General features: G+C 34.9%; 21 protein-coding genes and 2 pseudogenes. 4 read left to right on the plus strand and 19 right to left on the minus strand.

Going from position 1 to position 18,669, the window contains the following annotated elements:
- Positions 1 to 2 precede the first annotated feature (2 nt).
- From AAIE21_RS13525 to AAIE21_RS13540, 4 genes are all read right to left on the minus strand, one after another.
- Positions 3 to 770, minus strand: a complete 768-nt coding sequence (locus AAIE21_RS13525; protein ID WP_343267250.1) for a GNAT family N-acetyltransferase — start codon at positions 768 to 770, stop codon at positions 3 to 5.
- Between the two features lie 87 nt (positions 771 to 857).
- Positions 858 to 1,580: an alpha/beta fold hydrolase gene (locus AAIE21_RS13530; protein WP_343267251.1), complete on the minus strand. Its 723-nt coding sequence runs from the start codon at positions 1,578 to 1,580 to the stop codon at positions 858 to 860.
- A 40-nt stretch (positions 1,581 to 1,620) separates the two neighbouring features.
- On the minus strand, positions 1,621 to 2,178 hold the full coding sequence (locus AAIE21_RS13535) for a GNAT family N-acetyltransferase (protein ID WP_343267252.1): 558 nt from the start codon (positions 2,176 to 2,178) through the stop codon (positions 1,621 to 1,623).
- Between the two features lie 173 nt (positions 2,179 to 2,351).
- The gene (locus AAIE21_RS13540; protein ID WP_343267253.1) at positions 2,352 to 3,860 is read right to left on the minus strand and encodes a class I adenylate-forming enzyme family protein; all 1,509 of its coding nucleotides are present in this window, start codon (positions 3,858 to 3,860) and stop codon (positions 2,352 to 2,354) included.
- 592 nt (positions 3,861 to 4,452) lie between these two features.
- Here AAIE21_RS13540 and AAIE21_RS13545 point away from each other — a divergent pair.
- On the plus strand, positions 4,453 to 5,097 hold the full coding sequence (locus AAIE21_RS13545; protein ID WP_343267254.1) for a hypothetical protein: 645 nt from the start codon (positions 4,453 to 4,455) through the stop codon (positions 5,095 to 5,097).
- Between the two features lie 217 nt (positions 5,098 to 5,314).
- Here AAIE21_RS13545 and AAIE21_RS13550 read toward each other — a convergent pair whose 3' ends face one another.
- From AAIE21_RS13550 to AAIE21_RS13560, 3 genes are all read right to left on the minus strand, one after another.
- Positions 5,315 to 5,830: a DinB family protein gene (locus AAIE21_RS13550; RefSeq protein WP_343267255.1), complete on the minus strand. Its 516-nt coding sequence runs from the start codon at positions 5,828 to 5,830 to the stop codon at positions 5,315 to 5,317.
- A gap of 283 nt (positions 5,831 to 6,113) precedes the next feature.
- Positions 6,114 to 6,566 carry an NUDIX hydrolase gene (locus tag AAIE21_RS13555; RefSeq protein ID WP_343267256.1) on the minus strand — a complete coding sequence of 151 codons (453 nt, stop codon included), beginning with the start codon at positions 6,564 to 6,566 and terminating at the stop codon, positions 6,114 to 6,116.
- 438 nt (positions 6,567 to 7,004) lie between these two features.
- A complete protein-coding gene (locus tag AAIE21_RS13560) occupies positions 7,005 to 7,535 on the minus strand; it encodes an NAD(P)H-dependent oxidoreductase (protein ID WP_343267317.1) in 531 nt (176 codons plus the stop codon).
- A gap of 124 nt (positions 7,536 to 7,659) precedes the next feature.
- Between AAIE21_RS13560 and AAIE21_RS13565 the strand changes: the two genes are divergently transcribed.
- A complete protein-coding gene (locus AAIE21_RS13565; RefSeq protein WP_343267257.1) occupies positions 7,660 to 7,995 on the plus strand; it encodes a winged helix-turn-helix transcriptional regulator in 336 nt (111 codons plus the stop codon).
- Positions 7,996 to 8,184: 189 nt separating this feature from the next.
- Here the strand turns inward: AAIE21_RS13565 and AAIE21_RS13570 are convergent, their stop codons facing one another.
- The 12 genes and pseudogenes from AAIE21_RS13570 to AAIE21_RS13625 all read right to left on the minus strand — a co-directional run bounded on the left by AAIE21_RS13570 (position 8,185) and on the right by AAIE21_RS13625 (position 17,265).
- Positions 8,185 to 8,556, minus strand: a complete 372-nt coding sequence (locus tag AAIE21_RS13570; RefSeq protein ID WP_343267258.1) for an ATP synthase subunit I — start codon at positions 8,554 to 8,556, stop codon at positions 8,185 to 8,187.
- A gap of 113 nt (positions 8,557 to 8,669) precedes the next feature.
- Positions 8,670 to 8,788: pseudogene (locus AAIE21_RS13575) on the minus strand (DedA family protein); the annotation flags it as partial.
- Positions 8,779 to 8,865, minus strand: a pseudogene (locus tag AAIE21_RS13580) (CDP-diacylglycerol--serine O-phosphatidyltransferase); the annotation flags it as partial. The pseudogenes AAIE21_RS13580 and AAIE21_RS13575, both read right to left, overlap by 10 nt.
- Positions 8,866 to 8,878: 13 nt before the next feature.
- Positions 8,879 to 9,334 (minus strand): MarR family winged helix-turn-helix transcriptional regulator, encoded by a 456-nt coding sequence (locus tag AAIE21_RS13585; protein WP_343267259.1) that lies wholly within the window; start codon positions 9,332 to 9,334, stop codon positions 8,879 to 8,881.
- A gap of 554 nt (positions 9,335 to 9,888) precedes the next feature.
- Positions 9,889 to 10,560 carry a glycoside hydrolase family 25 protein gene (locus AAIE21_RS13590; RefSeq protein WP_343267260.1) on the minus strand — a complete coding sequence of 224 codons (672 nt, stop codon included), beginning with the start codon at positions 10,558 to 10,560 and terminating at the stop codon, positions 9,889 to 9,891.
- 140 nt (positions 10,561 to 10,700) lie between these two features.
- Positions 10,701 to 10,994 (minus strand): MazG nucleotide pyrophosphohydrolase domain-containing protein, encoded by a 294-nt coding sequence (locus tag AAIE21_RS13595; RefSeq protein ID WP_343267261.1) that lies wholly within the window; start codon positions 10,992 to 10,994, stop codon positions 10,701 to 10,703.
- 1 nt (position 10,995) lies between these two features.
- Entirely contained in the window at positions 10,996 to 12,012 is a 1,017-nt protein-coding gene (locus tag AAIE21_RS13600; protein WP_343267262.1) for a C45 family autoproteolytic acyltransferase/hydrolase, read from the minus strand.
- Positions 12,013 to 12,073: 61 nt separating this feature from the next.
- Positions 12,074 to 12,919 carry a MerR family transcriptional regulator gene (locus AAIE21_RS13605; RefSeq protein WP_343267263.1) on the minus strand — a complete coding sequence of 282 codons (846 nt, stop codon included), beginning with the start codon at positions 12,917 to 12,919 and terminating at the stop codon, positions 12,074 to 12,076.
- 127 nt (positions 12,920 to 13,046) lie between these two features.
- Positions 13,047 to 14,396, minus strand: a complete 1,350-nt coding sequence (locus tag AAIE21_RS13610) for an MFS transporter (protein ID WP_343267318.1) — start codon at positions 14,394 to 14,396, stop codon at positions 13,047 to 13,049.
- Positions 14,397 to 14,436: 40 nt separating this feature from the next.
- On the minus strand, positions 14,437 to 15,126 hold the full coding sequence (locus AAIE21_RS13615; RefSeq protein ID WP_343267264.1) for a LutC/YkgG family protein: 690 nt from the start codon (positions 15,124 to 15,126) through the stop codon (positions 14,437 to 14,439).
- A 1-nt stretch (position 15,127) separates the two neighbouring features.
- Positions 15,128 to 16,540: a LutB/LldF family L-lactate oxidation iron-sulfur protein gene (locus AAIE21_RS13620; protein ID WP_343267265.1), complete on the minus strand. Its 1,413-nt coding sequence runs from the start codon at positions 16,538 to 16,540 to the stop codon at positions 15,128 to 15,130.
- Positions 16,537 to 17,265 carry a (Fe-S)-binding protein gene (locus tag AAIE21_RS13625; RefSeq protein WP_343267266.1) on the minus strand — a complete coding sequence of 243 codons (729 nt, stop codon included), beginning with the start codon at positions 17,263 to 17,265 and terminating at the stop codon, positions 16,537 to 16,539. The genes AAIE21_RS13620 and AAIE21_RS13625 overlap by 4 nt, the downstream gene beginning before the upstream one ends.
- 193 nt (positions 17,266 to 17,458) lie before the next feature.
- Here AAIE21_RS13625 and AAIE21_RS13630 point away from each other — a divergent pair, with 193 nt between their 5' ends.
- Both AAIE21_RS13630 and AAIE21_RS13635 read left to right on the plus strand, forming a co-directional pair.
- Positions 17,459 to 18,331, plus strand: a complete 873-nt coding sequence (locus AAIE21_RS13630; protein ID WP_343267267.1) for a LysR family transcriptional regulator — start codon at positions 17,459 to 17,461, stop codon at positions 18,329 to 18,331.
- A gap of 22 nt (positions 18,332 to 18,353) precedes the next feature.
- On the plus strand, positions 18,354 to 18,644 hold the full coding sequence (locus tag AAIE21_RS13635; protein ID WP_343267268.1) for a DUF3784 domain-containing protein: 291 nt from the start codon (positions 18,354 to 18,356) through the stop codon (positions 18,642 to 18,644).
- Positions 18,645 to 18,669 lie beyond the last annotated feature (25 nt).

An 18,669-nucleotide genomic window follows, 5' to 3' on the forward strand; every position in this document is an offset into this window, starting at 1 on the left:
TTTTATTTGAAAGATTTGCAATATAGTTCCGTTTCCGCTCTTATAGAACATCTATTTTTCCTAAAAACCTTCTGCATCTTGTTATTTGTCATATGAGTACTTCCTATATAATAAGTAGCTCCCATTTGCTTTAATCTATGTAAAGATTGGAGGTGAATCTGAGCACTAATTCCTTTTCCTCGTTCCTCTGGCAACAAGCCAAAATAAAATAATCGACCTTCCTCTTTCGTGCCAGGTTCAATATGAGGAATGGATATTCCAATCGGTTGCTCCTTATCATAAAAAGCAATACATGATTTTTCCCATCCCTCTCCTAATTCTGCTTGTATAGCGTAAAAATGCTCATTGATATGAAGAATGGATGATTGATTATCCGAATCCGACATACATCGCTCCCAAAGCGACTTAAATTCTTCTTCAGACAATGCCCCTTCGTCTATAGAGCGAAAATCATACCGTTTTTCTGGAGTTACGATATCCGAAAGCTTGCGAAACACTTCTATTTTCGCTGCATAAAGCTGAAAATCAAATTCACGTAACACTTTTACACTTAGAGAATAACTATTAAAACTTTTATCTAGCAAAATGCTTGCTCTTTTTATATTCCAATTTGAACAAACTTCTACAAATCTTTTTATCTTCTCTTTATAATTTTGAGGATCATACAGTAAATCTTCTTCAGTTTCTTCAATTGTTACTGCATTCGGTAAACCATTTAATACTTTTTTCGAGGGACCAAATATGTTTTGAACGGTTGTAAGGTTGTACATTGTGTTCACCTTTCTATACAAAAATTGAAACTACCAATCTAAGCCTCTGTTTCCACCTGTAATCAGTACTTTCATATGCAGTTCCTCCTAAAAGGATTTGTTTACATACTTTCGCAAAACTTCTCTAAGAATACTTTCATTTTGCATCCAAATATAATGTTCAGCTTCTGCAATTTCAATAGTTTGAGCCCCTTCTATAATAGATGCGATTTGTAAAATAGGCCAAGATGGACGTATATCGTTCTGTCCATATATAAATAGAGTTGGGATTTCAATCTTTGAAATCTCTTTTAATATATTCGGTCCTTTAATAAAATCCCTCCAAGAATTCATTAAAGAACGGTGTACTTCCTTATTATAAAAATAAACCGAATCTGGACATGTTTCTCCTTGTCCTTTTAATCCCTCTTGATATGCACGTTTCCAATCTCGATCATTTTGAATGCCAGTTCCTGAAATTGCGACAAATCCTAACAGTGAATTAGGCTGTAATATTGCATACGCAAGAGCTAGATCAGCTCCCCACGAATGACCCATAACAACCCACTTTTCAATTTTGTAATATTCTCGTATTCTTTCTATATCTTCTATACATTCTTTTACACCGTACCCTATACCATCGAACTCAGAACGCCCACATCCTCTAGGATCAAATCGAATCACTTCACATATGTCGTCTATTAAACTTGCCACTGGTTCTAAATAATCAGCACAACCTGGTCCGCCGCTTATGAATAAGACAGGAATTCCTTTTCCTTGCTTTGCTGTCCATAAGCGGAATCCCCTCGTCTCTATGAATTGTTCTTCCAAATTTATCCCCTCCGTTTATATTTCTTTACAACCTGACTTATCAGTTTACTCGATTTTTATAATAGATTAAAAAATCAGTCCACTCACTATTTTCAAAAGAAAACTCTTTTCGTGTACATTCAAACAGAAACCCCGCTCTTTCCGCCAGACGAATCGATGGCTCATTATCAACATTTATATGCAGTTCAATGCGGTGGAATTTAAGATGATCAAAGAATAAGTCCATAGCGGCCCGTACACTTTCTAACCCATAGCCCTTTTTCCAATACTGATTGTGAATCGAATACCCCATCATCGCCCATTGATAATCCATTCGTAAAATTGTAATTAGTTCAACCTTACCAACATTTGCACCATTTTCTTTACGAAAAATTCCTAACACATACATTTCATCTCGTTTGGCTGATTCATGAAACCCTTGTATCCATTCGGTAAACCATTCTTTTGTTGCATACGCCATATCTTGATAACCATCATCATACTTATACTGAGATGCCGATCGATTATGAAATCCTTCATACCAGCTTATATAATCCTCTTCTCGAAAAGGACGAAGGATAAGTCGTTCCGTCTCTACTTGTAACAATGACTTTCTCAATGTTTATCTCTTCCCCCATATTCAATGCTATAAATTCTATTTCCGAAGAAATATTATTTATCATTCGAATTTTCTTTATTATTTTAATCGAATTACAAAATTTAGTAAATCAATACAATTTCGGAATAAACAAAAGTCCAGTTATGCACAAAACATAACTGGACTTTTTATTGTTATTTTATTACAACACCACTTTTCAACTCTCTCTTCAATACTTTACCTAACGCATTTTTCGGTAAACTCTCAACAAACACTACTTGCGGTATTTTATAGCTCGCTAATTTTTGTTTACAATACTGAATAACCTCTTCTTCTGTTAAAGATGTGTGAATATCTTTAACGATATAAGCCCTTGGAATTTCTCCCCAAAATTCATCAGTGATTCCTACCACAGCGACTTCCAATACACCATTCATTTCGTGGATCACTTCTTCTACTTGATCTGGGTATACATTCTCGCCGCCATGTACAATTACATCTTTATATCGTCCCATTATATATAAGAAACCATCTTCATCTATCATGCCGGCATCTCCCATATAAAACCAGCTATCTTTTAAGACTTTTTTTGTGGCCTTTTCATTATTCCAATACCCTTTAAACATATATGGGCTTCTTACAAGAATTTCTCCTACTTCTTTTTTGGGTAATTCGTCACCTGAATCAGGGTGAATAATTTTTATTTCCACATTCTTAATTGGCCTTCCTACAGAAGACATTTTCTCTTTCCCCATGTCTGGCCGCCAAGAACTAACAACCCATCCTTCTGTACTTCCGTATCCTTGGATCATATAAATTCCTTTTTCCGCATAGCGCTGTATAATACTCTCAGATACTTTCGTCCCACCACTTTGCGCTACTTTGAAAGAAGAAATATCACGTTCTTTTTTATTTAACTCATCCAGCATATAACTATATACAGCCGGGAAAGCAAGCATCGTTGTAATATTCTCTTTCTCAATTGTATCCCAAATAAGTGCAGGATTTGAATCAGAAAGGAAAACCATCGTAACCCCATGATAAATACAGTTTAATATAGAAAGAACGCCACTCATATGGAAAAGCGGGTGCACAGAAAGGAAACGTTGTCCCGCTTGAATTTTCTGTTGCCCTGCAATTTCAGTAAAGTAGTTATATAAATTTTTATGACCAATTACACATGCTTTTGCATTTCCTGTTGTTCCAGAAGTGAATAAGAAGATGGCATCATCATCTTCATGAACAGTTACAGTTGGTTCATTTTTAGACTGTTTTTGTAACAATCGTTCAAATGACGGTGCTACATCCATCTGGTGCCCAGTCTCTATTGTCATTAGAATCTCTTTTACTGCATCAATTTTAGATAATACTGCTTTAAACTCCGTATCATAGAATAACATTTTTAAATTTGCTTCTTGTATAATTGTTTCTAATTCATAAGAAGTAAGCTGATGATTAAATGGGATAAGTATTGCACCAATTTTTAAGCTTGCCATCATAATTGTCGGGAATGGATGATTATTCTTACACAAAATCCCTATACGATCTCCCTTTTGAATACCTAGCTCTAATAAGAAATGCGCCAATTGATTTACTCGCTCATTATACTCTTTGAACGAATATCTTTTCCCACCTCCAACAAGTGCCTCTCTATTGACTGAATGTTTTACTCTTCTTTGTAAAAGTTGTTGCATCGTGCTCAAAAAAAACGCCCCTTTTTCATTTTTTAGATTTTTATTTTACTACATTAACTATTAATTTACTAAAGATTAAACTTGATAAAATTTATTTATATTTATGATGTATCTTTGAAATATAGTCCCGCTTTTTTAGAACATTGACGTACATAAAAAAAGACTCGTGAAAAATGAGGGCTTTTTTATGCCTATCGATAGAGGTTTTTATTAGAAAGTTATTTAGAAATTTGTAGAGACTTATGCCTGTACCCACTTATAAGAGGACTAGGAAATAATTCTAACTCCAGTCCGATTATGGCTGGAAACATCTTAAATGGTCACTGCTCGTATTTATAAAAAAATAGGGATAGCCCGCCATGCCCATTAAGCTAATATTTTGAAGTACCACCAAAATGAAATTTTTCTCTCTCTAAAGTTGTTTATGTCAATGCAGCTCGTTATTTCTCTTCTGGCAGGATTCAAAGACTTGATATGGTTGATTTGAATAGGCTACACTGAATTGGACAGTTATTAAATTCTAGTAGCTTAATAACCACTCTTTAGAGAACGTCATGGGAAAACTTGAGTTTGAGGCGATAGCCGCGGAATGGAGGATGTTATGATAAAAATCGGTAGAGATGGTGAAGCCTACTGGAGTGAAACCGTTGATTTAGGTGTTTTAGGTAAGTTCGATAGTATTTTTATAGATTTAGATGAATGTGACATAACAGGGGCGACAGATGATATGTCTCAAGAAGAGAAGATAGAAAAAGCTACAAAATATTATGGTAATAGATTTAAGGATCTAGAAGCAAATGTAGGTTTTATAAATGAGCAATTTCTGATGTGGATTATAACGCACTTATGTGACATAGAATATCCATTTTGGGAATTTGGTGATGAAGATGAAGGCAGTGAAGATTATCCAAATTATATAGTTAAAGAAGAAATAAAAAAATTCGAAGATGAAAATGGACAATTGAAACATGATCCGTATAGTCCAAGTCCGATTTATAAAGAAATTCAGGACTATAATGCATATAATAATGCAGATAATTTATCAAGCTGCGAAATTATAGCGAAATATTTACCAGTTCTTGATTTTAAAAAACTTGTAGATACAATTAGAGCTGATAGCATAGATACATATGAAGATAACATAAACTTTCAAGTAAGTAGCGAGATTTGTGGTGGTATGTTACTTTGTGCTACTTACGGAACAATATATACTAATAATGAGCTAGAAGTTACGCATAATTGTTAATACAAAAGTGACTAGTTGTAGATTTGGAATAAAGGTTGATTAAATTAACTCTATAAACCTTGATAAAATAGTAAATAGAAAAAGCGTGTTTTGAAAAAAGATTGATCAAAACACGCTTTACATATATTCAATTAAACCATTCGTTTATAAATAAGTTTGATCATTTCTTAATCCTGGTGCCATTAAAGCGCCCGATTGTGAAATTGGCAAAGGCAGTCTAATTATCGAATAGCCCTCTTCCTCTCAGATTTGCTGAAACAGGCTCTTTTCCTATTTCACGTGCCCATATAGATAACTGGCCGATATGGTGGATTTCGTGGACAATAACATGACGTATGATCTCTCCGTGTGTACATTCAATGACTCGGCGCCTGATTGGTGCGTCTCTAGAGCTAATCGGTTCTTCATTGAAATCAGTTTCTGAAAGTTTCCGAGAATCCATTTCATTTGTCCAAGATGTCACAAAGGGCTTCACTTTCTCGTGGTATTGAGCTGAAAGATTTTTCACTTTTTGTAAGCTAGCATAATCTTCAAACAATGGCTCCTCAGGCACTGGTTCACCTCGCAAACCTAAGATCCACATATATTCCACCTCTACAATGTGAAATAGGGTATGTAGGATACTACCAAACCCACCGACCCGTTTCTTTAATAGTTCTTCATCCGGTATGTCTTCGCACAATGTAAACCAATCATCACGAACTTGCCAGTTATATTGAAACAGTTTCAACACCACAACAACCTCCACCTTTTAGATTAACATTTAATATTCACCAAAAAGACTTCAAAATCCTTATTTAAATAATAACTCTAAAAAAACCTGTTAAAATCCTCTACAAACTGGTGTATAGAGAGAATAAAGGTGTTTAATTTTGAATAGAAAAATAAGAACTTTATTACAATTCACATGTAGCAAGACTCTTTAAGTTTCTTTAAATGTAAATCAATCTATTTAAGTTTCCCCTCAAAAATAGATAATAAAGATGTTTAATTATGAAATCTTTGTGGAAAAACTTTTATTTTACAAGCGTTAACGTATCATCTTTATATTCAAATGAATAATCACCTGCTTTTTCTAATAGAACAGGTAAATACTCCTTTACCATTTCAGCAATCCCTAAATTAGAGGGATTCAGTATCCAACCAATGTGCTTCCAATCGAGAATACCTTCTCTTGTTTTTTTCATAGATTCACTATCTAATATTGTATCTACTTCAAATAAATACACATATAATCCATCTTTTTTACGATCACTAGTATCCCATGTAATGATACCCTTTGAATAATACTGATTTACCTTGAATCCTGTTTCCTCAAACACTTCACGAATTGCACCCTCATCAGCAGTTTCACCTACTTCATTTTTACCACCAACACCGTTCCACACTCCCATAATCGGTGCCTTTTCACGATTCAACATCAAGACTTTATCCTTACTTTTTAAGAAACATACGTTATATTTAAACACTTAATCAACCCCACACTTAAATTTATTCTTTATTTATAGAAATATACGATACAAATACCCCAAGTACCATTTCTATACTTTATAACACCTTTATTTGCTTTTAAATGATTTTATTATTTTTTAAACAACTTTATTATCTCATTACAACTGGCCTTTTAATTGAACATTCCAACAGGAGATTATTATGCATGCGATTATGAAGAATATATATTTAAAACAGATAGGAGTATCTATTTTTTCAGTATGTAAGTACACGATTTAAAATATAATATACCTTACATAAAAGCGAGGCTTCTACTTACGTTTTAAGCAAACTTTTTTATAAAGTGAAATGTTCATCCAGACAAACAAAATCCATTTTGCTCAAACTTTATTTCAAACCAGTACATTACATAAAAAATATCCCAATACCTTAAAAGGAATCGGGATATTTTCAAATCATATATAAAGATTACTTTTATTCATAATATATTTAACATAATCAGCTGCACTTCTTTCGATATCTTCATCCTTCAGTTCATACTCTGCTCCATATAAAGTAAATGTAGGTATGAATTTCATACTAGTGTATAAACAAGTGGCTTGAAATGGTTTTGTTAGTTCTTTCATTGTAAACCCATCCTTATACTGCGTTTCTAATCCCCCTATAGAAATCGCCAAACCAAATTCTTTATTACGTACTTTATCTCCTGTAGAACCATACGCAAAACCGTATGTTAACACATCATCAAACCACTTTTTTAATAATGGTGGCGAACTATACCAATAGAATGGAAACTGAAATATGTAGCGATTGTGTTCTAATAATAGCCTTTGTTCATGCTCAATATCGAATTCCCAATTAGGAGCCGTTTTATACAATTGATGAACCGTTATCTCATCAGAATATTTCTCCAGTTCTTTTATCCATCTTTTATTAATTCTTGATTTTTCAATATCTGGATGTGCTACAATTACAAGTGTTTTCATCAATTATTTTCCCCCTTATAAATAAATGAAATCCTTTAGTATTAGTATGTATTAGTTACATATAATTGAAAAGTACGTACTTTCAGGTGCTATAGGAACCTCAAAGTACCTATGGAGGTGTAATATGAAGATGAATCAGAACTTCCCTATCGCTACTACCCTTGAAGTCATCGGAGGAAAATGGAAGAGTAGTATTTTATGCATTCTAATGAATGGAGAGAAGCGGACACACGAACTGAAACGTGCTATCCCAGAGATTACACAAAAAGTTCTGACGCAACAATTACGGCAACTTGAAGCTGATGGGATTATCCATCGAACTGTATATCAAGAAGTTCCACCAAGGGTCGAGTACACAATAAGTGAATACGGAAAATCTTTAATTCAAATTATGAATGAAATGTGTGAATGGGGAAAAGATCATCAAATCAAAAAATCAATAAAACAAAAGAACCCTTAATTGGATTCTTTTCTATCACTATTTAATTATCTATTTTACTATTAATAAATCTAATGTATGTGAAAGTAAACTTTTATCTCCCATTAGATAAAAAATAGCCACAATCTGTTTATGAAAAGATTGTGGCTACTTTGAGTGGACCCAAAAAGAAGGAATCGTTACTGTATCCCAAAAAAGTTTTATGCTAATCTATTTCTTCGCATCTTTCATACTATAATATCCTAAATTAATCACAATTAAGAAATAACCACCCATAATTCCGGCAGCAAATGTCCACATGACCCTATGGTGTTCAATCCCATACATAATAATCGCACCGAGTATCGCTGCTGCAAATCGATTAATCATACCAAGCATCGGCGCTTTTTCTTTTTTTACAATGCTATCTCCAAACTTTTCAATACGCCTTCCTAAAATCCAAACACAATACACACTAACAAGCAAGCCAATGCTTGCACCTAAAAAATGGGACGAAAAAGGCGTCATAGCCCATCCTAATAACATCACCCCTAGCAAATAATACATTTGTATTTTAAATGCTCTTAGTGCCATACGAATCATGCTGTGCTCCTTTACCTTCCTCATTGTATTTACATATCATCAAACTACATCTGCTACTATCAAAATTAAAAAACATATATATCCCTATTGTTTTTCTAATATATAAGTCACGTGAAATCTACGATTGTCATCATGACTTCATCAGGGATTGGTAATCTTATAATTCCAAGAACAAGCATCAAAAAATAGCGAGGTAACCATAGTCTGCTATAACCTGCTGTACTAATTCCATCTTTCAGACTCCAATTTTTCTGACATATGCTTTTTAAAATGGGGAAATTTTATTTTGCTCACCATTAAATAAGACAGTGAGACTTTATTACTATTTTGGCTCAAGGGTCTTCTTTTTTTCTTCCAGTATAATTTGATTTATTTTAATTAAGGTATCAGTCATTTGCTGCAAGGCTTCGATATCAATTTTAGAGAAGTATTTCTCAATAAGTAAATCATCTAGCTGAGACAACCGTTCTATATACTTGCTACCGTTAGGACCAAGTGTAAGGAAATACTCACGTTTATTGTTAGGATTTACGTGTTTCGAAATCATATTATGTTTTTCCAATTTAGATAAAACTTGGCTGACAGCACTTTTGGATATATTAAAAGTGGTCGCAATGTTGTTAGCTGTAGTATTTTTATTTAAATGAATATGGAATATCATGTTCTCTTGCTGCCCTGTAAGACCGAACTCATTCTTTAACTCCTGAGATAGTAAAATGTTGAATTCATTGTAGGCTCGATTCATTTCGTTAATTACTTCTTTATAAGACCTAGTCATAGTATTCTTCCTCCAATCATTCTGCTATTACATTGTACGCCGTTTTTTCGTTTTGATATATAGTTAAGTTAAGTTGACTTAACTATATTATACCTTTATGTTAGTGTAAAGGAAAATATATCTCAATACTTTAATTACAAATTCTTTTTAGTAACGCATTTAAATAATTTGGTATCAATATCCCTTGAAATATTAACATAGCAGTGATAACCATTACACCAATTATTGAAATCAAGATGAACAGGATTACCTTTCTTTTCGGATCTCTGTATGACCTCTCCCATATCTATTTAAATTTGTAGAACTACAATTAATTGTTCTGCTCGTTTTTGTAACAGTTGTTGCATTGTACTCAAGCCCCCTTTTCATTTTTTAGATTTTTATTTTACTATATTAATCATTAATTAACTGAATAATACAGTAAAATAAAAATACCCCGATGCCTATAAACGGATCGAGATATTTTTAAATCATATGTTTAACATACTCAGCTGCACTTCTTTCGATATCTTTAGCCTTTCATTTATATTCTGCCTCGTATAACATATTAGAAGCTACTTCATACCATACCTTTCAAATTCTTCTACAGTACCACGAAACACATTTAAATCAATAAACTTTTCTTTTCCACTATATCCTTTTAGCCTACCTCTATTACTATATTGCCAAAACGTCCATGTTCTATCATCTGACAAGCTCGGCTTTGTCAAAATACTCCGTATCCATATATCGCATTCAGGATAATTATCCTTTATATATAAATCATATGCCTCTGGCGTGGCATACAATATAACCCGTTTTTGATAATGCTTTTCTAGCATTTGTATCATCATCGTTAGTTCTCTTGCAACATCTTCACGCTTAGGAGGATTTGCTTTTTTATTACCGTAAAATTCTACATCAATTACTGGTGGTAATGCTTGTTCAGTTTTTGGTACAGTTCGTATATAATGCTCAGCTTGCGAGCCACCTTTACTATCAAAACTAAAAAAGTGATACGCACCAATACGCATATTTGTCCTACTAGCATGATTCCAGTTTTCTGAAAAATATTGATCCACAAAAGAGCTTCCTTCTGTTGCCTTTATAAAAGCAAACTTGATTCCTTGTTCTTCTAATTCTCTCCAATCTACTTCCCCTTGATATGACGCTACATCTACACCTTTCACTGAAAATTTATTTGCATTAAAATAATTCGGTATCCATATTCCTTGAAGTATTAACATAGCAACTATAGCTACTAGACTAATTATTGAAATGAAAACAATCAAAATTAACTTTCTTTTCGAACCTCTATATGAATCTTTTATATATAATCCCTCCCATACTTATTTGACTTTACACAAACTACCATCCACATTCTTTGTTAACCTTCCTTTAACCATACCCTTTCTCTATTGATTTCCATCTTTTCCTGAAATGCTTTCTCTAAATCAATTTCTAATTTATTCGCTAAATCACATACATTCCAAATGACATCGAACATTTCTAAACCTATTTCTCGCTTGGCATCCTTATTATCATTACGCTTTATGATTGCTTCTGTTAGTTCCCCAAGTTCAGCCATTAAATACATTGTACGCTTCTCAATCGTCGTATCAGCAAACCCTTTTTCTTTACTAAAATTTGATACATATTGCTGAAATTCAGAAAGCTTCATTTTATATTCCCCTTCTCTTTTTACGAATTTCTTCTACCAATCTTCTATCTTCTTTATATTTACAACGATTTGGCTGTCCTTCTGCACGATGTATTCTCAAACTATTTAACTCATATACAACTGAATATAATGTCCCAAAATTATATTTTTTCAGATTTAAACATACATGCTCTTTACTATTCGATAAGATGCCCTGTGCACTTTCACGATTTAACTGTAAATTTTTTCTCAATTGTTCTTCTATATAGGTATATCTATTTTGAGATTTACTCCAATCATTATCGAAATTTTGTTGTACAGCAATCATTTCTTTACTTACAAAATGATTCGTACAAATAATAAAATTTTCATCCTCTTTCGGCCTCCGTACAAACATGTTATGTGGCGCTTTTTCTACTACTACCATATTCCCTGAACCGTCTGCTAATAAGTAGTTATTACAGATGGAAGACGGGAATTCTCTTAAAATATGTATCGCCTCTTCTACCGTACTTGCATATTCTAATATTTTGCGAACTGCCACATAAAAATTTAATCCCACTTCTTTATATTCACTTTGTACAAGTGTAATCGCCACCGCCAATCCTTTCTCATTTATCCCATCTACTTTCCCCAAAAATACATCTGAATGTCCAACGTATGAATATTTATCGTTAGGGCAAATGAGGGCACTCTCCGTATATTTTTTCATATCTAAAGTCAGATCGTAGTTTCTTCCCATAACCACTTCTGAACCGTTATAAAATGCAAATATACTACATTGCGCCTCTGGCTCGAATACACCTATACTCAATATAAAAGAACTTACCTCTTCATACGTTACATGACACCCTTCAGCAAATCCTTTCATTTCTTCTATTAATTTTGGATAGAAACCTTTTAATAATGCATGACTTTGCTTTCCAAAAGCTAATTTTTCTTCTGACACCTTGGGAAACCGAAATCCATTTTTATATAAAATGCTCCCATAATGTTTTCCCATCTCATAATGTGTTCCGCGTAACCTTGGATGATACATATAATCCTCTCCCTCTCTCTTACTAAGGCTAGGATATATCCTCCTGTTACAGGAGGGTCAATTAAGAATAGACTGGAACACATACTTTCGTTATAAATTGTAACGGATTATGTTGGGATGCCGGCCGAATGTTTCTATAATCGATTTGCTCAGTAAACACTCCCTGTTCATACACTTCAAAAGGTGAATCCCTTACTACATATCCCTTTTCCTCGATGAATTTCATTATTTTTTCATATGCAATTCCTAATTCCGAATAGGGTCCTTTTACAATCACACAAATATGTTTTCCCCCTTCTAAACAACGGACATGGGAAAGTGCATGATCGTACTCTTTTATAGGTACACAAACTTCTAAATCTATTGGTACATTCCCTTTATTAAATTGATGAAAAACTGTCATCAATTTCCCATCTACTTCTAGCCCATATGCATATAACCTTTCAAACAATTTTTTTACAACAAGATCGATTTCTCTTGTACATATCTTTTCCCGAATACCATAAACCCATTGCCTTTCTCGTATTTCTTCAAAGCATTCTGTTATATTTGAAACCGTTACAAACGGAGCATTAGTATGCAACTCATCAATAGATTGATTAATTCCTTCTAAAGTTTGCTGTATTCTTATCATTTTCCGCTCTAATTGTAGAGCCTTTTCTTGCAAATGATTCACTAATTCGGTATCATCATGACCCTCAATGACTTCCTTTATTTCTTGTAATGAAAAACTGAAACTCTTTAGTTTTTTTATATATTGTAATGTTTTTATTTGCTCATAATCATAATATCGATACCCTGTTACAGAATCAGTATGCAAAGGTTTTACAAGGTCAATTGCATCATAATGATGTAACGTTTTAATTGATACACCACATATTGTTGAAAACTGTCCAACTGTATACATACATTACCCCAGCCCTTTTTCAATTTTTTCCACTTGGTAATATTGTACTATAAAAATCATTCATTTTAGACAAATGAAAAAACGAGTTCACATACAACTCGTTTTCCACGCAACTTATTTTAATCATTTACATATTCGTACGAGGCTCCTCTAATCTCTCCTTATTCCTCCAGTTAAACAAACTTTCAGATTTAGTTTGCTGCCCTGGTTTCACAAACCACATCGCTCCCATTGCAATAGCGGCCAATACAGCAGCTACAATAAACATAGAAGGATATCCGTAGCTTACAACTAAGTATCCCGTTAAAGTAGGGGCTAAGATTGTCGCGATATTCGCGATGAAATGCATAATTCCACTATAGGTTCCGGCTTGAGCAGGAGCTGTGTCAACAATGACTGCCCAAAATAATGAACTTGGCAAGAAAGCAAATGCATTTCCAAGTGACATGAGTGCTAATACTGCAACATAATTATTCATCATTGGAATAAAGCTAAAGCAAACCGCTGTAAGGAATAAAGCGATCATCGGCAATCCCGTTCGAGCTAAACGAAGGTTTCCTGTTTTATGTAAAATGCGGTCAGATAGCTTCGCACCTAGCGGTAAAGTAATACAAGCGCCAAGCCAAGGAATCATACCAAGATACCAAAGAGAAGATAATTGAAAATGGAATACATCTTGCAGATACTTTGGCGTCCAAGTTAATATTAAGAAATTAATATACTGGAAACAAAAATATGCTAATGTAACAAAAACAAATGTTGGCACTTTAAAAAAGGAATACCACGGCTCTTTTTTCGTTCCTTTCTCAACAATTACCGATGGAAGCACGCCTTCAGCACTTCGTATTTCAGCTAGTTCTTCTTTCGTTACTCGCGGGTGATCTTCAGGCATATTGGTAAAAGTAAAATACCAAATGATCGCCCATATAATTCCAATTGCACCAAGGATGAAAAACATCATTTTCCAGCTTGTAAAAGAGAGTAACAGAACCGCTACAGGTGCAGTTAATACTGCGCCTAATGGAACGCCAACAAAACCAAGGGATGTTAGAAAAGCTCTTTCTTTTGGCGCTGCCCAGTTTGCTGCTGTCTTATTCGAAACCGCGAAAGATGGTCCTTCTGTGAACCCGAATAAAACACGGAACAGAGCAAATCCCGCTAAAGCAGATCCTCCAAAAATAGCCATTCCTATTTCTCCAGCAAAAGCAGTCGCAATTTCAAAAATAGACCATGTCGTTGCTGCTACAATCCATACAAACTTTGGTCCTTTTTTATCTGAAAAAATACCTCCTAATAAAGAACCAATCATGTAACCGTAACCAAAATACCCTAGTATCGCTCCCCATTCCTTCGGGTCAAAGCCATATTCTTTTATAATAAAAGACTGTGCATAAGCGATAGCTCCGCGATCAATATAATTTACCATCGTAATTAACGTAAGCATCGTAAAAACATAATAGCGGAATTTGTTCTTCATCAAACTCCCCACTCCCCCTCGTATACTTTTGTTTTTCTCTCTAATCATTTAATAAAATGACATGAACCTTTCCAGGGCCATGAACTCCAAAAGCTAACTCCATTTCAATATCCCCCGTCCTACTTGGGCCAGTAATAAAGTTAATACAAGCAGGGAGTCCATTTGGAACATGTTCATGTACTGCAGCCATTCCCTCTGTTAAACGTCTATAAATTGTATGTTCCGAAAGAATTGCCACATAAACTGGCGGCAAAACACTAACTAAACGGCCACGCCCACCGCCATTCCATAAAACAACCGTTCCAGTCTCAGCTAACCCCATTTCTGCATATGTAACTCCTATATCAGCCTGAGCTACATAGTCTCGTAGTTCCCTTTCATCGTCTTTACTCTGCCACATTCGATAAGAAACGAGATTTCTTGTTAAATGCTTTCCTATTTCAAGTTGATGCAATCTCTCATCATCCCAGTACACAGCCGATTGCACATCAAATTTTTCCGCAACGTACTGAAGGGCACCCTCTATTTCTGAGCGGTATATGTGACTTACTTCTGTATGTAATACATGTAAATTTGCAATAAACTGTTCTACTAACGTTTCGTGATCGATCTCTTTAGGAAAGTGCCTAAGCGGATTGTTATTCCAATTAGGCGGTGTTACCCCAGAGCGGCGGTTTCGCCCTAGTTTACGTGCAATATTGTTTAAAAAAGATTCTTGTACATCTATCATGTTATGAATCCCTCTTTTCTTTTTTCCACCAATCTCGGAACGATTGTTTCGCAGGTTTTGGAAAATCCCTACTCTCTGTCCATCCCTTTAACGGACCTGGTCCCTTCGCAATATAACCATCTTTTGCAAAAATGGATAAACCTGCATGTGCCATTTTAATACCTTTCTCATAAACAAAAGGATGACTCACCATAAATGCAAAACCTTTAAAAGCTAGTTGCTCAAATTTCGGTATATACCCTTGTTCCACCTCATCTTTACGATGCTCAATGAGAAGGTCGTGTAACGGAATTTTCACTGGGCAAACATCGGTACATGCCCCGCACAAACTAGATGCAAAAGGTAATTCTTTTAATTCCTCATACCCTTCTAATAAAGGCGCTAGCACCGCACCAATTGGCCCGCTATACACACTCCCATAAGCATGTCCTCCAATATTGCGGTATACAGGACAAACATTTACACACGCTCCGCAGCGAATACACTTAAGCACTTCTTCGTAAGCGGTTCCTAAAATATCCGAACGACCATTATCTAAAATAATTAAATGAAATTCTTCAGGTCCGTCCTTATCTTCCGGTAAACGCGGTCCATTCACTCCAGTTACATAGGATGTAATTTTTTGACCGGTAGCACTTCTTGTTAACATGGAAATAACTACATCAAGATCTTTCCATGTCGGGACAAGACGTTCCATTCCCATAATAGCGATATGAACTTTTGGTAATGTAGTCGTAAGACGAGCATTTCCTTCATTACTTACAAGAACGACAGATCCAGATTCTGCTACAGCAAAATTACAACCCGAGATACCAATATCCGCTTCTAAAAATTCTTTACGCAGCTTTTCTCTAGCAAATTGTAATAGTTGATTTGTATCAACCGGTATTTCTCTTCCAGCTTCCTTAGAAAAAAGCTCTGCTACTTGTTCTTTCGTCTTATGAATGGCCGGGGCAATTAAATGTGATGGTGCTTCTTTGGCTAATTGAATGATATATTCCCCAAGATCGGACTCTACCACCTTCAATCCCATCTCTTCTAAGTTTTGATTGAGATGTATTTCTTCCGAAACCATAGATTTCGATTTAATAACTGATTTCGCCCCTCTTTTTCTTGCAATTTCAGAAACATACGATACTGCATCTTCGGCTTTCAAAGCAAAATGAACATGTCCCCCATTTTTCCGAACATTTGCGGCTAACTGTTCTAAATAACTATCTAAATTTTCAATGGTATGCATCCGAATTTCAGATGCTGCTTCACGCCATTCGTCAATATTCCCTAATTCAGATGTAGCTTGTTCTCTCCCTACCCGAAGCCTGTCTTGTGTAAACGGAACTGCACTTCTCATTTGCGAATCGTGCAATGCTTTATCTACTCTTCCCAAAAATTCTAGCCCCTGCACTACACTCATTTCTCCAGCCCCTTCGCCAGTACTTCTGCTATATGCAACACTTGAATCTCTTTATTTTCCCTCCTAAGTCGCCCGCCAATATTCATAAGACACCCCATATCAGCTCCAATTAAGAGATCAGCTTCTGCCTCCTCAATATATTTTATTTTTTCATCAACCATCGTTTCGGAAATCGAACTCATTTTCACCGCAAAAGTTCCACCAAACCCGCAGCAATCTTGACAGTATCGTAATTCTTTTACATCTAGCCCTTTTACTTGTGAAAGCAGCTCTAGCGGTTCGTCTTTTATCCCAAGTCCGCGGCTCATATGACAAGATTGGTGGAAAACTGCTGTCCTATCTAGACTAGAATTCAAATCATTTTTTCCAAGTACGTTCATTAAGAAATCCGTTAATTCATACGTCCTATTTGCTAAATGCACTGCTTTTTCATACCATTCACGATCCTCCTTAAACAGCTCTTTATAATAATGATGAACCATGCTAGCACAAGATCCAGAAGGAGTGACAATATATTCACTATGCACAAATGCTTGTATCATTTGCTTTGCTGCTAGCTTTGCTTCTTTTTGGTATCCACTATTATAAGCAGGTTGACCGCAGCAAGTCTGACCTTCAGGAAAATCTACTTCTACTCCACATTGCTCCATAATTTCCACAACACTCTTACCTACTTGAGGAAAAAACATATCTGATAAACACGTAATAAATAACGAAACTTTCATAAACAATTTCCTCCTCGAAACGTGATCATATACTTTTCAGTTATGAATCTACCAAAAACCACTTTTATATTTTAAATTTTTAGAATTTTCTATATTTAAAACCTTTCATTTATGATATCATGTGACTTATTATATAAAAACTATTTATAAGGTTGTTTTTGTATACAAAAAAGGTATAGAAAGAGGATTAAAGATGGATATAAGACAACTTCGATATTTTATTGCAATTGCGGAAGAAAGGCAGCTTACGCGTGCCGCTCATCGACTGCATATGGCACAACCACCTTTAAGCAGACAACTATCATTACTAGAACAAGAATTATCAGTAAACCTATTTGAAAGAAGCGGCCGAAACATGCATTTAACGGAAGAAGGTAAAATCTTATATATAAAAGCGAAAAGTATTATCGGACAATTAGAGGAAACCATTACAGAGATTAAAGATACCGGTGAAGGCCTAAGGGGAAATCTATCTATTGGAGCATTTCATTCTTGTATTCCTTTTCTATCTGAAAAAATCCGTTATTTTCAAAAAAACTATCCGAATGTGAACTTAAAAATATGGGAAGGAGGCCCTTTATACTTAACAGAACATCTAACAAATCGGAATATCGAGTTCGCGGTCTTGCGTACCCCTTTTAATAAGGAGATTTTTTCAAGCATTCGCTTATCAAAAGAGCCGTTCGTATTAGTCGCGCCCGCTAAATGGGAACTACATCACTTACAACTTCCAATCTCCGTAGACGAACTTCATCATATCCCTCTTTTACTAGTACATAAAGATAAAGAAGATAGCTATCATCAACTCGTCATTGATGAATGCAAACGCCGTGGTATAAAATTAAATATAGCATGCGAATGTCCTGATTCTGCATTCGTACTTATGCTCATTATGGCAGGAATCGGGGCCTCGATTCTACCTAAAAGTGCCGTATCCTATATCCCGCAAGAATCTATTAGAATTGTAGATTTAATAGATTTTCCGTTCCAGTCTGAATCATCAATTATATGGTTAAAAGATCGGAAGCTCTCTAACAGTGCTAGACGATTTATAGAATGTACGTAAGAATGATTTCGGAGGTGAAACTATGACTCTCTTTGCTTCTCCATCATTATGTATAATTGCTATCATCTCTTTCGCATTATCTTACTTTATAGGTGTAAAACAATATACTTGGCTCTTATCTGGTTTTAATGAAAGACGCGTCAAAGATAAGAAAAAACTAGCCAACATAGTTGGGCTTTACAATCTAGGTGCAGGTGTTGCTGCAACAATCGGCAGCGTCTTCACTACACCAAATACACAAATCATTGTTCCTATTATTATCATTGGGCATGTTGTATTGGCCGCTTATGTGAATACGAGAATGGTTCACTAATGCTTCTAAAAAGAAAAAAGATAAG

This window comes from Paenibacillus sp. 102 (assembly GCF_039549175.1).
In the GTDB taxonomy this organism is placed as follows: Bacteria; Bacillota; Bacilli; order Bacillales; family Bacillaceae_G; genus Bacillus_A.

Bases quoted from the DNA above. Each gene is read 5' to 3' on its own strand.
- AAIE21_RS13525 (WP_343267250.1), bottom strand. From the start codon at position 770: ATGTACAACCTTACAACCGTTCAAAACATATTTGGTCCCTCGAAAAAA.
- AAIE21_RS13545 (WP_343267254.1), top strand. From the start codon at position 4,453: ATGATAAAAATCGGTAGAGATGGTGAAGCCTACTGGAGTGAAACCGTT.
- AAIE21_RS13560 (WP_343267317.1), bottom strand. From the start codon at position 7,535: ATGAAAACACTTGTAATTGTAGCACATCCAGATATTGAAAAATCAAGA.
- AAIE21_RS13565 (WP_343267257.1), top strand. From the start codon at position 7,660: ATGAAGATGAATCAGAACTTCCCTATCGCTACTACCCTTGAAGTCATC.
- AAIE21_RS13570 (WP_343267258.1), bottom strand. From the start codon at position 8,556: ATGATTCGTATGGCACTAAGAGCATTTAAAATACAAATGTATTATTTG.
- AAIE21_RS13585 (WP_343267259.1), bottom strand. From the start codon at position 9,334: ATGACTAGGTCTTATAAAGAAGTAATTAACGAAATGAATCGAGCCTAC.
- AAIE21_RS13590 (WP_343267260.1), bottom strand. From the start codon at position 10,560: ATGTTAATACTTCAAGGAATATGGATACCGAATTATTTTAATGCAAAT.
- AAIE21_RS13595 (WP_343267261.1), bottom strand. From the start codon at position 10,994: ATGAAGCTTTCTGAATTTCAGCAATATGTATCAAATTTTAGTAAAGAA.
- AAIE21_RS13600 (WP_343267262.1), bottom strand. From the start codon at position 12,012: ATGTATCATCCAAGGTTACGCGGAACACATTATGAGATGGGAAAACAT.
- AAIE21_RS13605 (WP_343267263.1), bottom strand. From the start codon at position 12,919: ATGTATACAGTTGGACAGTTTTCAACAATATGTGGTGTATCAATTAAA.
- AAIE21_RS13610 (WP_343267318.1), bottom strand. From the start codon at position 14,396: ATGAAGAACAAATTCCGCTATTATGTTTTTACGATGCTTACGTTAATT.
- AAIE21_RS13615 (WP_343267264.1), bottom strand. From the start codon at position 15,126: ATGATAGATGTACAAGAATCTTTTTTAAACAATATTGCACGTAAACTA.
- AAIE21_RS13620 (WP_343267265.1), bottom strand. From the start codon at position 16,540: ATGAGTGTAGTGCAGGGGCTAGAATTTTTGGGAAGAGTAGATAAAGCA.
- AAIE21_RS13625 (WP_343267266.1), bottom strand. From the start codon at position 17,265: ATGAAAGTTTCGTTATTTATTACGTGTTTATCAGATATGTTTTTTCCT.
- AAIE21_RS13630 (WP_343267267.1), top strand. From the start codon at position 17,459: ATGGATATAAGACAACTTCGATATTTTATTGCAATTGCGGAAGAAAGG.
- AAIE21_RS13635 (WP_343267268.1), top strand. From the start codon at position 18,354: ATGACTCTCTTTGCTTCTCCATCATTATGTATAATTGCTATCATCTCT.